Source organism: Pleomorphomonas koreensis DSM 23070 (assembly GCF_000425185.1).
GTDB lineage: Bacteria > Pseudomonadota > Alphaproteobacteria > Rhizobiales > Pleomorphomonadaceae > Pleomorphomonas > Pleomorphomonas koreensis.
The window spans coordinates 32,531-44,967 of record NZ_AULH01000018.1; the positions used below are offsets into that span (position 1 = coordinate 32,531).

The 12,437-nt window shown below is 64.6% G+C and carries 17 protein-coding genes; 7 read left to right on the plus strand and 10 right to left on the minus strand.

Annotation, left to right across the window (positions count from 1 at the left end):
- Position 1: 1 nt before the first annotated feature.
- From H512_RS0115625 to H512_RS24370, 5 genes are all read right to left on the minus strand, one after another.
- Positions 2 to 754: an AAA family ATPase gene (locus tag H512_RS0115625; protein ID WP_026784242.1), complete on the minus strand. Its 753-nt coding sequence runs from the start codon at positions 752 to 754 to the stop codon at positions 2 to 4.
- A complete protein-coding gene (locus H512_RS24365; RefSeq protein WP_053239941.1) occupies positions 751 to 2,958 on the minus strand; it encodes a DDE-type integrase/transposase/recombinase in 2,208 nt (735 codons plus the stop codon). Before H512_RS24365 ends, H512_RS0115625 begins: the two co-directional genes overlap by 4 nt.
- Positions 2,955 to 3,416: a hypothetical protein gene (locus H512_RS0115635; RefSeq protein WP_026784243.1), complete on the minus strand. Its 462-nt coding sequence runs from the start codon at positions 3,414 to 3,416 to the stop codon at positions 2,955 to 2,957. The genes H512_RS24365 and H512_RS0115635 overlap by 4 nt, the downstream gene beginning before the upstream one ends.
- A 2-nt stretch (positions 3,417 to 3,418) precedes the next feature.
- A complete protein-coding gene (locus tag H512_RS0115640; protein WP_026784244.1) occupies positions 3,419 to 4,288 on the minus strand; it encodes a ParB N-terminal domain-containing protein in 870 nt (289 codons plus the stop codon).
- Between the two features lie 79 nt (positions 4,289 to 4,367).
- A complete protein-coding gene (locus tag H512_RS24370; RefSeq protein WP_053239942.1) occupies positions 4,368 to 4,853 on the minus strand; it encodes a transglutaminase-like cysteine peptidase in 486 nt (161 codons plus the stop codon).
- Between the two features lie 152 nt (positions 4,854 to 5,005).
- Between H512_RS24370 and H512_RS27055 the strand changes: the two genes are divergently transcribed.
- Positions 5,006 to 5,173 carry a hypothetical protein gene (locus H512_RS27055; RefSeq protein WP_156899522.1) on the plus strand — a complete coding sequence of 56 codons (168 nt, stop codon included), beginning with the start codon at positions 5,006 to 5,008 and terminating at the stop codon, positions 5,171 to 5,173.
- On the opposite strand, the gene H512_RS0115655 is transcribed toward H512_RS27055, so the two are convergent.
- The 5 genes from H512_RS0115655 to H512_RS27900 are packed head-to-tail and all read right to left on the minus strand — an operon-like array spanning position 5,160 to position 6,667.
- Complete coding sequence (locus tag H512_RS0115655) at positions 5,160 to 5,474, minus strand: hypothetical protein (protein WP_026784245.1); 315 nt, start codon at positions 5,472 to 5,474, stop codon at positions 5,160 to 5,162. The two genes, H512_RS27055 and H512_RS0115655, sit on opposite strands and share 14 nt — an antisense overlap.
- A gap of 59 nt (positions 5,475 to 5,533) precedes the next feature.
- Positions 5,534 to 5,908, minus strand: a complete 375-nt coding sequence (locus tag H512_RS0115660; protein WP_026784246.1) for a hypothetical protein — start codon at positions 5,906 to 5,908, stop codon at positions 5,534 to 5,536.
- Between the two features lie 14 nt (positions 5,909 to 5,922).
- The gene (locus tag H512_RS0115665) at positions 5,923 to 6,162 is read right to left on the minus strand and encodes a hypothetical protein (protein ID WP_026784247.1); all 240 of its coding nucleotides are present in this window, start codon (positions 6,160 to 6,162) and stop codon (positions 5,923 to 5,925) included.
- Positions 6,163 to 6,164: 2 nt separating this feature from the next.
- A complete protein-coding gene (locus H512_RS27060; RefSeq protein ID WP_156899523.1) occupies positions 6,165 to 6,335 on the minus strand; it encodes a hypothetical protein in 171 nt (56 codons plus the stop codon).
- Complete coding sequence (locus H512_RS27900) at positions 6,335 to 6,667, minus strand: helix-turn-helix domain-containing protein (RefSeq protein WP_084798532.1); 333 nt, start codon at positions 6,665 to 6,667, stop codon at positions 6,335 to 6,337. Before H512_RS27900 ends, H512_RS27060 begins: the two co-directional genes overlap by 1 nt.
- 264 nt (positions 6,668 to 6,931) lie before the next feature.
- Here H512_RS27900 and H512_RS25905 point away from each other — a divergent pair, with 264 nt between their 5' ends.
- The 6 genes from H512_RS25905 (at position 6,932) to H512_RS0115705 (ending at position 12,431) form a co-directional block, all read left to right on the plus strand.
- Entirely contained in the window at positions 6,932 to 7,612 is a 681-nt protein-coding gene (locus tag H512_RS25905; protein WP_084798533.1) for an XRE family transcriptional regulator, read from the plus strand.
- Positions 7,613 to 7,713: 101 nt separating this feature from the next.
- Complete coding sequence (locus tag H512_RS0115680) at positions 7,714 to 8,151, plus strand: YbjQ family protein (protein ID WP_245585428.1); 438 nt, start codon at positions 7,714 to 7,716, stop codon at positions 8,149 to 8,151.
- A gap of 772 nt (positions 8,152 to 8,923) precedes the next feature.
- Complete coding sequence (locus tag H512_RS0115690) at positions 8,924 to 10,228, plus strand: MFS transporter (RefSeq protein WP_026784249.1); 1,305 nt, start codon at positions 8,924 to 8,926, stop codon at positions 10,226 to 10,228.
- A gap of 296 nt (positions 10,229 to 10,524) precedes the next feature.
- Positions 10,525 to 11,676, plus strand: a complete 1,152-nt coding sequence (gene fucO, locus H512_RS0115695; RefSeq protein WP_026784250.1) for a lactaldehyde reductase — start codon at positions 10,525 to 10,527, stop codon at positions 11,674 to 11,676.
- 151 nt (positions 11,677 to 11,827) lie between these two features.
- Positions 11,828 to 12,076, plus strand: a complete 249-nt coding sequence (locus H512_RS0115700; RefSeq protein WP_053239944.1) for a DUF2249 domain-containing protein — start codon at positions 11,828 to 11,830, stop codon at positions 12,074 to 12,076.
- Positions 12,077 to 12,080: 4 nt separating this feature from the next.
- Positions 12,081 to 12,431, plus strand: coding sequence for a metal-sulfur cluster assembly factor (locus H512_RS0115705; RefSeq protein WP_026784252.1), 351 nt, complete (start codon positions 12,081 to 12,083; stop codon positions 12,429 to 12,431).
- Positions 12,432 to 12,437 lie beyond the last annotated feature (6 nt).

The following is a 12,437-nucleotide window of genomic DNA, read 5'->3' on the forward strand; positions in this document are numbered from 1 at the left end:
CTCAGCCTCGCACGATGAAGGCGTGGCTGGTCGAGCGCTGCACGAGCAGCTGCTGGCCGGCCATGTCGGCGATCGTCACTGGATGGTCGAGCCGCTTGCCCGCGCGCTCGATCGAGGCAAGGCCGGTCAGCACTTCGCGGGCGTAGCCCTCTGCCTTGTCGTGCAGCAGCTGCAGCAGGTCGGCATCGACGGCAACTTCGCCGCGCTGTTCGACCAGAAGGCGCGTATCGGCCAAGGTCAGCGGCTTGAACTCGACGTGGGATTCGACGCGGCTGGCGATCTGCGGAAATCGCTTCACGCCGGCTGAGATGCGGCCCATGCCGATCAGCAGGATGGGCACCTCCACCAGGTCGGAAATGTCGCGCAGCGTCTCCATCAGGGCGGACGAGGTCACGACGTGGTCGGCCTCATCGACGATGATGGCGAACGGCTTCTCCTCCGCCGCAGCGATGGCCGAGCGCTTGCCCATGGCCTCGATCGTCTGCTGGAAGATCTTCTCGTAGGAATGCGCCGGCGCCGTCTGCACGGTTTCGAGCAGCTGGCGCAGCATCCAGCTCGGCCGCCATTCGCGCTTGGCGCGAACGAACGGCAACTGATTGGAGATGGCGAACCATTGGGCGGTGCTGGTCTTGCCGTATCCGGGCTTGCCGTCGACGATGACGAAACAGTTCTCGGCTGCACCGCGCCGCTCGACGACTTCGTATCCGGTCATGAAGGCGGCCACGTTCGACAGCCGCACGAATGTATTTTTCACGATTGGGCCTCTTGCTTGGACTTGATGAGTGTGGAGAGCGCCTCCACGTCGACGCCGGCGACGGAACAAAGCTCGCGGAAAGTCCAGGACCGGATGCGTTCGCCCATCAGGCTCCGATCGCGATCGGTGACGGCGCCAGGGTTGGCGAGCAGCCAGGCCGCCATGTCCTGGTCGGTCTTGAAGGCGGGGCGCGTGCCGGCCGGTACCGGGCGCGGCGTGAAGGCGATGACCTCGGCCGGCTCCGGGAGCGCGGCGAGCGGTTCGTCGGCGGGCATCGCCGGCGCCTCGCCGGTCGCGGCGGTCAGCGCGGCGGCGATTTCCGGCGTCACGTGTTCCACCGTGCGTGTCGGCAGATGGACGATATCGGCGCTGCCCTTGGCGCGGAGCTGGCGCTCCTTTTCGTTGAGATAGCGCTCGATCATCGGGGCGCCGGAGGTCAGCTGGCGCACCTCGGTGCGGATCGGATCGGTCCTGTCCTTCAAGAGCGCGGCGCGCTGTTGCTTGACCATCCGGGTGTATTCTGCCGGGTCGATGCCGCGAAGCTCGGGGCAGACCGCCAGCTCGACGAAGGCGCCCGTCGACTCGTCGAACAGGTAGACGACGCCGAGGTCGTTGGGATCGAGGCGCACGAACACGCGGTCGCCGGGGAAGGCCTTGATGGTCTGGAAGTAGAACTCGCCGATCTGGACGCCGAACTTGGTGACCTTGCGATAGCCGCCGGAGGCGACCGGCATCAGCAGCACGTCGAGGGCGCGCTCGTCGACCGTCCGGATGACTACGCCGGACTGGCGGGCGGCTTCGGCCGGCGTCATGCCCTTCAGTCCGGCATGCGGCGTCTGCTCGTAGACCACCTCTATCCAGCGGTCGGCCGCCTTCTGAATGTCGGCGATCGTATAGCGAGCGCCGAACAACTCGGCCGTTTCAATGCCCAGACGCTGGGCGAAGTTCTTCCGATCCTCCAGGCGCTTCCGTTCGGCGACGTTGTGGCCGGCGTAACCGGGGAGCAGCTCGGCAAAGCTTCCCTGCATGGTGCCGATGGCGCGCTCCACATGGCCCTTCTGCTCGGGGCTGTAGGCGTCGGAATACTTGAGCTCGATCTCCAGCGCGGCGGCCAGCCGTTTGGTATCCTCGGCCGCGAAGTCGCTGCCGTTGTCGGTCTTGATCTCCTTGGGAACGCCCCAGGCGAGCAAGGCCTTGCGCAACAGCATCGCCACGGCCGCAGCGCGCGGCGTCGTCGACACGTAGATGACCATGCGGCGCGGACCGACGTCGATACAGACGTAGACGGTCGGCCTGGAAACCTCGGTATCGAATGCGTCGAGCGGCGACGAGTCGATCATCCACAATTGGTTCGGCGCGGTGATGTGCCGGAGAGTGCCGACACCGCTTGGTGCCATGGTCGACCGGTAGCGATCGGGATCGGATAGCTTTGCAAGCGCCACGGCTTCCGTCGTGCGCCAGACCTTGACCTGGTTCTGAATGGTCCGCACTGGCGGGATGGCGCGCACCGTGCCGTCGGCGGCGATCAGCGACCCGCCCAGCTCGTCGGAGAGCAGCGTCTGGATGCGCTCGGCCTTGATGCCCGGCTGGTGGGCGATCAGCCCCAGGATGAAGGCCTTGGCGCGCCCGTCATTGGCCGTTTCGAGAATGCCCTTGCCCTTGCGGGCGAGGCCGCGATCGACGCCGAGCGCCTTGCCCTCGCGGGCATCCGCCAGCCACCGAAACAGCGTTCGGGCACTGACCTTGGGCACCTCTTCGCGCACCCAATCTTCGACACGAACCTGACCGCAGTTGTAGGCGAACTCGAATGAGCGATAGCCGCCCTTTTTCGTCAGGTTGATGCCGGCCGCGTAAAGCTCGCAGGCCGTCAGGATCGCCATGCGCGCCGCCTGGGCGGTCCTGGCCCGATCCGTCTCCGGTATCGGCAACTCCTGGCGTGGCCGCACGGGTTCCACCGAACCGACCGACATGGTGCGCCGGTGGTAATCGGCCCAAGCGAGGGTCGGGATCAGCCCAAGATGGTATTCCATCCCGCCACCACGACCGGCGCGCCGTCTGCAGCGGAACGGATCGTCATTCCAGCCGTTCCGTTCGGCATACTCGATCACGCCTTTGCGGGTGCTTGGAAGATCGCGAAGCTGCATGTTCGCCAGTTCGCTGGCGGAGAACCATTCCTGGGCGAGTGGGCGCGGTTGAGCGGTCATTTCCCGGCCCTCCAGGCGGCGTCCGCCGCATCGATCTCGCGCTGCAGGGCGGCCTGCCGATCCTTGGCGACCTCGCGCCGGATCAGTGGCTCATACTTGGCAGGCACCACCACCAGCTTCGCCGTCTCGAGCAGCATGTTGAGCGGCCGTGGATCGCCGGTCACCGCCACCAGGGCCGCCAGCCGGAGCGCGCTGATCACGTGCTCCTTGGCCTGGCTGGCGTAGGCATCGAGCATGTTCTTGCTCATCGTCTCGTCCTGCAGGAGGTCTTTCATCGCCGTGGCGACCTGGGAGCGTGTCATGCCGCAGTCTTCGAGGGTTTGGGCCACGGCTTTCGACAGTCGACCGGCCAGATCGAAGGCGCGCACCGAATCCTCGGCGTACCGCTCGACGACGGGCGCCGGCTTGTAATCGCTGAACAGATCCGGGGTGCCCGGAGCGGGCCGGCGCTTCGGCATGGTCAGGCGGCCTTCTTGCCCGGCTTGTCAGTCTGGCGCGCCATCCAGGCCATGATCTTCGGCGCCATGGCGTCGAACACGCGGTCGAGTTGGGTGTCGCTCATTCTCAGCAGGCTGGCGCTGGTCTTTTCCCAAAGCTCGAGCTGCTTGGGCGCCGGCACGCGATCAATGATGGCGATCGCCTCGTCGACGTTGGCCGCGTTGGGCGGGTCGGACATCAACAGGCCGACGATCTTCTCTTGCCGTTGGGCAGTCTCACCGCTGAGCTTGAGCAGCTCGCTGGCGTTGTCGGCGATCGGATGGGCGGAGATCTTGAGCCGCACTGCCTCTGAAATGCCCTTGGCAATCTTCAGGCTGCGGCCGATCGAATCCTCGGAAACACCAAGAACCTTGCTGGCGGCGAGGCTGAAACGCTCGGCGAACGACCTATTCCGCAAATCTGCGGAATTGGTTTCGTCTGCGGATTTGGTCTTGCTTCGCCGGTCGCCGCCGCGCCGATCGACGGCATTCGCCGCCTCATAGATTTCTTTCCAGGCCACCAGGTGGATGGCTCGATCGAGCGCCGTCAGCTCGTAGCGCAGGAGGTTCTCGCGCACCTCGCGCAGACGGATTTCCGCCTCGTCCGCGAACTCGGTTCGGTCGAAAACCTTGGCTTCGATCTCGACGAGGCCGGCCAACATGGCCGCCTCTGTCCGATGTCCGCCCGATATCAGCCGATAGCCCTTGTCCAAGGCCACCACTTCGATCGGCGACCACTGCGCCCCCCCGGCTTCGCGCGCCTCGTCGGCCAGCGCCTGTGCCCAGTCCGGATTGATCGCGCGGAGCCGCTTGCTGCGGTCGATATCGGCGATCCTGATGGCTTGAACTTGCATTTCCACCCTCTTCAAACACGCTTCGAACTGGCGTTCGGGGGACCGGCCGTGGCAGACGCCAAGGTCGGAATCCAGAGCGTCAGCGGGCGTCCTTGATCCAGAGACGAGGATCGAAGGGCGACTGGATGGCCGTGATCTGCATGGTCGAACGGGCGAGCGGCACGACGCGCTGTTGGAGATTGTCGAGCACGTACAGCCCGGCTGTCGTGGTCACGATCAGAACGGCGTGGCTGTCGCCTGCCGCCGTCATCCCCACCGCCATCCGCGCATAAGCCGACCCGACGCCGTAGCGGAGAAGCAGATCGCGCTTGGCGAGCGCGTAATCCTCGCAGTCGCCCTTCAGGCCGCCCACCTTCCACACGTCGGCGCCATTGGCCTCGGCCTGGGGCCGCATGCGATCGTTGATGAGGCGGTTCACGGCGTCGACTTCGCCCAGGTCGGGCATCGTGCCGGTGACAGGGCGACACTGCGCCGGATCATCGCTGCAGAGCCGGTACCAACCGGTCGGCGCGACGGTATACATGGCCGCCGTCAAACCGGCGATCAGGGCCAAGGAAGCGCTCATGTTTGTCTCCTGAAAAGGGCCGCCAGACCGGAGATGGTCCGGCGGCCAGGCTTGGGAGGAATGCTGCCGGAGCCCCGGCAACTCACCACTTCCGCAGGTGACGCGACCCTCCTACAATCGAGCTGCTCAACTCTCGTTTGGAGGAGAATGGAATGAGCGATACGAGCACTGAGAAACTTGAGAAGCTGGAGGCCCGCGTAGCCTCTCTGGAGAAGGAGGTTGCCACCCTGAAAACGGCATCCTCCGGTACGCGAAGGGCGGCGGCTTCGGCCAAGAGGACGGCCGAAGCCCTCGTTCCCAAAAATCCTATTCTGAGGTGACGATGGCCGCGGCCAAAGCCTCCGGCATCATTGTCGTGATTTGAAAGTAGAGTACCGCGGCGGTGTCATCCGGCATCGCCGTGGCATCCGCGCCGAGAAGCTTCAGGCAATAGCGGCCGGCATCGGCTTGCGCCCTGATGTCTTCACCATCCTGCTCTTCCGGGTGGCCGGTGCGGCACATCAACTCGATGCGGATGGCTTCCTGCAGCGCGTCGTTGATGTCGGCGACATAGCCGTCGATCGTTTTGGCGTAAGCACTGAGTGACCTGCTGGCCCGGATTGCTTCCATGGAAAGCGACATTTTCTTCTCCTGTAGGTGCTAGCGAAGACGTTCGCCGGCAGGAACCGTCTGCAGCGCGGTCAGCGCCTGACGTTCTCGCCTCGTTGGAGGCGATATCGACGGCCGGCGAGCAAAGCCGGCGCATGCGTCTTGTGGACGGTTTTGCCTTCAGCGTCGGCGATGGCGGCATTGACGGTGGCGAGGGTGAAGCTCTTGAGGTTCGCGCCCTCGCTGTCGCCGTTGATGCGGTCCACACGGATGAGGTATTCGAGCACCCGCGCGTACTCTTTCACGATGGGTAGCAGCGGATTTTCCGCATTCATCGTCTGGCGCTCGGCTCGCCCCTTCAGTTGCGGGTCGTACGCGCTGGGGTAGATCACATCGACATTGTTCTCGCGGGCATACGCCGCGAACTCTGCCGGTGTGATCGTCCTCCTCTCGGTTTTCTGGGGCATCGTCGTCTCCATGCCTACGCCGCCCGCTCGAAGGCGGGCTGCTGGAAAAGAAGGAACTGCAGGGCGGCTTGCGCGCGGTCGGCGGCAGCTTTGGCAACCGCGTCGTACCGGCGCGACATCAGGATGTCGTCCTCGTTCGGCTGGCGCCCCATTCGGGCGAGTGCGATGCGGAGGTCCATTGCCTCGGCAGCCGCCAGATACGCGTCGCGCTGGTAGCGGGTCGCCATGTCCTCGAGGCCTCGGGGATTGACCATCGTCAACCTCCCAGGCTTTGGCTGGTGAGCGCGATCGCCCAGCTTGCCATGCCGGCGCCGAGCAGCGCCGTGGCGAGGAGGCCGCACACGTCGCGAAGGCAGAAAGGCACCACGTCGACGAGGCGCCGGCGCAGCATGTCATGGGGGATACGGATTTCTGACAGTGGGGCCATTACGCAGCCCTCACTCTGTCAACAGCGCTTGTACGCGTTTGCCTCGATTCACCGGACGATTTGTGCGATGGATCACTCAGTGCTGAACGATCGATAGCCGGTCGGTTGGCACGGGCTGAAAGGTACATGCCGGGGAAGATCTCGGCGAAGGGTTGCTCGAGAAGACCAGCGATAACGGCGGCTGCCCGAAAGTGCAGTCCACGGATCGCCTTTCTCGCCGCCCCTTCGTAGAACGGGCCTTCCTGGTCACCAAGCTTGTCGACAGCGGCCAGGGTATAGCCCCTGTCGGCCAACGCGGCCTTGATTTGGTGCGGGGTCCAAACCCGTGTCATGGCTGCTCCTCAACATCTGAAGCGGTCGGAATTTCCGTCCGCTTTTTCCGTGGGCGCCTAGGACGTTTGGTAGCACGAATAGGCACCCGTTAAGTGCAGTTATCGCGCAACTTCGCGATCCGAGCAAGCGAAAGTTCACGATTTTCGCGAGGTAACAGTTACGAATTGGGTGCGAGTTCGCGATTAATTGCGTAAGTACATGATACTTCGCATCAATCCGGCGATGTCGCTTTCGCGCCCTAAGTGTCACTTGGGGTTACAGTTATGTCGACCAATGCCATTTTTGATCGCATCAGGACCGCGATAACTCGCGACGGAAGTATCGCTGATTTCGCGAGACGCTCGGGGATTAGCGATTCGACATTGCGCAGCTACACAAAGGGCAAGGGCACGCTGCCGTCTCTCGAGATCGCTGCCCAGATTGCGCGGGCCGCCAATGTCTCCCTGGATTGGCTCGTCAACGGCGACACGATAGGCTTCCATGAAGGCGACGACGGCGGCGGTTATGTCGTCAACATGGCGGAACAGGGGAACTACGTCGCGATTACGCGGATCGATGGTGTGCTCCCAGCCATCGCGGATGGTTCACCGGAGCAAGAAGAGCTCGTGCAAATCGCGGCTTTCCGTCGTGAGTGGTTAACCCGTATAGGCGTTTCGCCTATCTTCGCGCGATTTTTCGTCGTCAAAGGCGACGCCATGGCACCAACTTTGGTAGCCGGCGACGGTCTTCTGATCGACTCCGCCGTCGACGATGTCGAGGAGCAAGGGATTTACCTCATTCGGGCGGATGATCGCCTGATGCTCAAGCGAATAGCCCCAAGGATCGACGGCTCGTTGCAAATCATGTCCGATAATCCGATTTACCCGCCTGAAGTCATTCCGGCATCGCAGGCTGCTGACCTGAAGATCGTCGGCCAGGTGCGCTGGTTCGGTCGCAGTATCTAGAGTGTGAGGTAGAAATGCCTGTTTGTCCTAAATGCGGTCAGACACGTCAGATTGAGGTTATGCAGGGCGGTTTGTGTATATATTGCAACAACATAGACGCCATGCAGCTCGACGACGAAGCAATTGATCGCGATCGACAGATGCTGAGCCAGGATCGAACGACCGATGTTCCTATTGCTTCGGTTGATAAGGCGGCCTCGGAGATCATACTCACAACGGCCTTCGACGTACCCGGGCGGGAGATCGGCAAAATAATCGACATCGTCGGCGCCGAGGTTGCGACTGGTATGAATATTTTCAAAGATATAGCCAACGCCTGGCGCGATACCTTCGGGGGGCGTTCAAACACGGTTCAAAACGCCTTGCGCGACGCGCGGACGCAATGCCTCGTCGAGCTGAGGCGCGAGGCTTTCCGCCTCGGCGCCGACGCTGTCATCGCCGTTCGAATAGCCTACAGTGAGGCCTCGGTGGCAACCGGCACCGGCGGCGGCATTCTGTTCGTCTCAGCCACCGGCACCGCCGTTTCCCTGGCCGACTAACCGCAACGCCTGGCGCCCACCACGTGGACGTCAGGTGCCATTTGATCTTGCGCGCCGCCCATCTGCAGGCACCCCGCCAAAACCCACCTTTCCATCGTTATTTCAACCGCTTCCCGCCACTTCCCACCTTTTCCCGGATATTCCCGGAAAGTGCCAAGTGATCTTGCGGGTTACAGGCGCCCCTCGCCGGAAGGCCGGTCAAGGCCTCGGCTCCCGGCAAAGGCGCCGATCTTTCGTAGCATGTCTTCGGGACAGCTTGTATTCACCAGACGACGCGCCGTGCCGAAGCGGCGTGGCGTCCTCTAGAGATCGTAGGTGTGGTGGACGGTGAACCGCCGGCGCTCCTTGCGCAGCAGAAAGCAGCTCGTGGCGCAGCCCTCGCTCCAGGCGCGCGGAATCGGGTGACGGCACCGAAGGAACGGGCACTTGATGGCATCGCTCGACATTTCGCTGATGATCCTTTCTCGCCTTGCACGTCGTTCGTGTTGTACATGATCATAGCATACGACTTTAGTATTAGTCATCACCGCATATTCGCGAGGGGCACCACCCTCTTTTGCGGCCTCGATGCCAGGCGAATCGGGGGCGGTTGCCGGAGCAATTTCAGCCGCGGACAGGGCTATTCTGGCTTCGAAAGTTGCCTGAAGCCGCCAAGACCGAGCGTTTCGGCATTTTTATGAAACAATGAACCGTTCCAGTTGCCGTCGGCCGATTGTCTTTCTGCAACTTTGTTCTATGGAGGTACGTCCTTTCCGCAATCGGAGATAGCCTGATGCCGGTCGCCATCGAAACCGCCCTCGACACCGCCGGAACCGGTCCGTTCCAGCGACGCCTGCTCGGCATCTTCGGACTCGTCTGGGCGGCCGACGCCATGCAGGTGCTGGCCGTCGGCTTCACGGCCCCGTCGATCGCCGCGAGCTTCGGCCTCTCGGTGCCGGAAGCCCTGCAGACCGGCACGCTGTTCTTTCTCGGCATGATGATCGGCGCGGCGCTGTTCGGCCGCATCGCCGACCGCATAGGCCGGCGGCGCGTGCTGCTGGTCACCGTCGCCTGCGACGGCGTGTTCGGCCTCGCCTCGGTGTTCGCGCCCAACTTCGGGCTGCTGCTCGCCGCCCGCTTCCTGACCGGCGCCGCCGTCGGCGGCACGCTGCCGGTCGACTATGCGATGATGGCCGAGTTCCTGCCCTCCGACCGGCGCGGCCGCTGGCTGGTGATGCTGGAAGCCTTCTGGGCGGTCGGTACCGTCGTGGTGGCGCTGGCCGCCTGGGCCGCCGCCTCGGCCGGCCTCGGCGACGCCTGGCGCTACATCTTCTTCGCCACCGCCGTGCCGGCGCTGGTTGGCTTCTGGCTGCGACTGATGGTGCCGGAATCGCCGCTCTACCTGTTGCGCAAGGGCCGTACCGACGAGGCGCGCGCCGTCGTCGACCGCATGCTCGTCGCCAACGGCAAGGCGCCGCTCGATGCGCCGCTCGCGGCAAGCCCCGCCTTGGAAGCCGTGCGCCTGTTGTCGCCGGCGCTCAAGCGGCGGACACTCTTGATGCTCGCCGTCTGGTTCCTGGTGTCGCTCAGCTACTACGGCATCTTCACCTGGATGCCGGCGCGCCTTGCCGGCGAGGGCTTCGGCTTCGTGCGCGGCTACGGCTTCCTGGTGATCGTGGCGCTGGCCCAGCTGCCCGGCTATGCGCTGGCCGCCTGGGGCGTCGAGCGGATCGGCCGCAAGCCGACGCTGATCGGCTTCCTCATCCTGTCGGCGGCCGGCTGCGCGCTGTTCGTGGTGGCCGGCGAGGCGACGCTGGTGGCGACCGCCATCCTGTTGATGAGCTTTGCCCTGCTCGGCACCTGGGGCGCCCTCTATGCCTACACGCCGGAGCTTTATCCGACGGCGGCGCGGGCGAGCGGCATGGGCGCCGCCGGCGCCATGGCCCGGCTCGGCGGCCTTCTGGCGCCGTCGCTGCTGTCGCTGCTGATCGCCAGGAGCTTCGGTGCGGCGGTGGCACTGTTCGCCGTGCTGCTGATCGCCGCCGCAGTGGCCGCCGCGCTGATCGACGCCGAGACCCGGCAACGGGCGCTCGACTGACACCCTACGCATTCCAAGCATGCCCTGAAGCGGCGGCCGCCTTCCGGTGGCCGCCTTTTTGCTGAACAGTACTCTCCAGTTCGCCACGCAATTCTCAAATTCGATCATTTTCGATCAAAATCTAGGGGTTCGTGCGAAGTTGTGAGCGATCCGGCAAGCCAATAGCTTTCAACTTGGCTCAGCCGCAGACGGCTCCGCGTGTCGGGACGGTTGCCGCGACGGCGGTTGCGCGGCGACGGACGGCGCGCCTGCCGGTCGCCGAAACGCCGGAAAGCCGGCCTCTGGAGGAACAGACCATGTCCCATCGCATGATTCTCAACGAGACGTCCTATTTCGGTGCCGGCGCCCGCGCCGAGCTGGTGGGCGAGGTGCAGCGTCGCGGCTACAGGAAGGCGCTGGTGGTCACCGACGCGGTGCTGGTCAAGGCCGGAACGGTCGCCAAGGTCACCGACCTCCTGGACGCCGCCGGCCTGCCCTACGAGCTGTTCGACAAGGTGATGCCCAACCCGACCATCGGCGTGGTGCAGGAAGGCGTCGCCGCCTTCGCCAAGGCCAAGGCCGACTATCTCGTGGCCATCGGCGGCGGCTCGCCGCAGGACACCGCCAAGGCGATCGGCATCATCACCAACAATCCCGACAACGCCGACGTGCGCAGCCTCGAGGGCGTGGCGCCGACCAAAAAGCCGTCGGTGCCGATCATCGCGCTGGCCACCACGGCCGGCACCGCCGCCGAGGTGACCATCAACTACGTCATCACCGACGAGGAGAACCGCCGCAAGTTCGTCTGCGTCGATCCGCACGATATCCCGGTCGTCGCCATCATCGACAGCGAGCTGATGGCCACCATGCCCGTGGCGCTGAAGGCGGCCACCGGCATGGACGCGCTGACCCACGCCATCGAGGGCTACATCACCAAAGGCGCCTGGGAACTGACCGACGCGCTGCACATCAAGGCGATCGAGATCATCGGCCGCTCGCTGCGCGCCTCCTGCAAGGGCGACCCCAAGGGCGTCGAGGACATGGCGCTCGGCCAGTATGTGGCCGGCATGGGCTTCTCCAACGTCGGTCTCGGCCTCGTCCACGGCATGGCCCATCCGCTCGGCGCCTTCTACGGCACACCGCACGGCGTCGCCAACGCGGTGCTCCTGCCGACCATCATGGCCTACAACGCCGACTTCACCGGCGAGAAGTATCGCGCCGTTGCCGTCGCGCTGGGCCATGAGGGCGCCGGTTCCCTGCCGATCGGCGAGGTGCGCAAGGCGGCCGTCGCAGCGGTGCAGAAGCTCTCCGACGACGTCGGCATTCCCAAGCGGCTCAGCGAGGTCGGCGTCAAGCCCGAGGACATAGCGGATCTGGCCAGGGCGGCGCTCGCCGACGTCTGCACCGGCGGCAACCCGCGCGACGCCAACCTCGCCGACATCGAGGCGCTCTACCGCTCGATCCTCTGATCGACTGCGGGCATTTCCGCAACCGGCCGGCGGCATCCGACAGGGCGCCGCCGGCTTTTCATCGATCTATTGCTCAACAATTTGCGGCACGACAACGAGCGGTGGCGCATCCGAGGCTAGTCTCCTGCCATCAAACGAAGGAGACCCGCCGATGTCCTCCCTTGCCAGCATCGAACCCGCAAGCATACTCGACGTGCGCCGCTTGCCCTGCGAGCTGCGCCGCGCCACCATCATCGAGAGCTTCGACGCGCTCGCGCCGGGGCAATCGCTGGAGATCGTCAACAGCTTCGATCCGGTGCCGCTGCGCCAGCATTTCGAGGAACGGACCCTGGTCGGCTTCGGCTGGGAGTATCTCGAAGAAGGACCGGAGATCTGGCGCATCCGACTGACCCGGAGATGATGCCATGGAACCGCAAGTTCTCGCCGCCCTCGCCACCGTCGACGATCCAGAGCTGGGCATCGACATCGTATCGCTCGGCCTGGTCCGCCGTCTCGACATCGGTGATCGGACGGTCGACGTCGAGCTGATGATGACCACGCCCACCTGCCCGCTCGGCGGCCTGATCAGCGAGAACGCCCGCGCCGCCGTCGAAAGCGCCGTCGGCAAGGACTGGACGGTGAAAGTCGCCATCGACAAGGCGGCGGTCTGGTCGCCGGAACTGGCCGATCCGGCCGTCCGCTCGCGCTTCGAGCGGCAGCCGTCGCGCTTCGAGGCGGCGGTGTCGAAGTTCGCCGCCGGCCTGTTCGGACGCTGAGAGCGG

Coding starts and splice junctions, on each gene's coding strand:
- H512_RS0115640 (WP_026784244.1), bottom strand. CDS start 4,288: ATGCAAGTTCAAGCCATCAGGATCGCCGATATCGACCGCAGCAAGCGG.
- H512_RS0115635 (WP_026784243.1), bottom strand. CDS start 3,416: ATGCCGAAGCGCCGGCCCGCTCCGGGCACCCCGGATCTGTTCAGCGAT.
- H512_RS0115660 (WP_026784246.1), bottom strand. CDS start 5,908: ATGCCCCAGAAAACCGAGAGGAGGACGATCACACCGGCAGAGTTCGCG.
- H512_RS0115680 (WP_245585428.1), top strand. CDS start 7,714: ATGCAGCTCGACGACGAAGCAATTGATCGCGATCGACAGATGCTGAGC.
- H512_RS0115705 (WP_026784252.1), top strand. CDS start 12,081: ATGGAACCGCAAGTTCTCGCCGCCCTCGCCACCGTCGACGATCCAGAG.
- H512_RS24370 (WP_053239942.1), bottom strand. CDS start 4,853: ATGAGCGCTTCCTTGGCCCTGATCGCCGGTTTGACGGCGGCCATGTAT.
- H512_RS27055 (WP_156899522.1), top strand. CDS start 5,006: ATGAGCGATACGAGCACTGAGAAACTTGAGAAGCTGGAGGCCCGCGTA.
- H512_RS0115655 (WP_026784245.1), bottom strand. CDS start 5,474: ATGTCGCTTTCCATGGAAGCAATCCGGGCCAGCAGGTCACTCAGTGCT.
- H512_RS0115700 (WP_053239944.1), top strand. CDS start 11,828: ATGTCCTCCCTTGCCAGCATCGAACCCGCAAGCATACTCGACGTGCGC.
- fucO (WP_026784250.1), top strand. CDS start 10,525: ATGTCCCATCGCATGATTCTCAACGAGACGTCCTATTTCGGTGCCGGC.
- H512_RS27900 (WP_084798532.1), bottom strand. CDS start 6,667: ATGACACGGGTTTGGACCCCGCACCAAATCAAGGCCGCGTTGGCCGAC.
- H512_RS0115690 (WP_026784249.1), top strand. CDS start 8,924: ATGCCGGTCGCCATCGAAACCGCCCTCGACACCGCCGGAACCGGTCCG.
- H512_RS0115665 (WP_026784247.1), bottom strand. CDS start 6,162: ATGGTCAATCCCCGAGGCCTCGAGGACATGGCGACCCGCTACCAGCGC.
- H512_RS25905 (WP_084798533.1), top strand. CDS start 6,932: ATGTCGACCAATGCCATTTTTGATCGCATCAGGACCGCGATAACTCGC.
- H512_RS24365 (WP_053239941.1), bottom strand. CDS start 2,958: ATGACCGCTCAACCGCGCCCACTCGCCCAGGAATGGTTCTCCGCCAGC.
- H512_RS27060 (WP_156899523.1), bottom strand. CDS start 6,335: ATGGCCCCACTGTCAGAAATCCGTATCCCCCATGACATGCTGCGCCGG.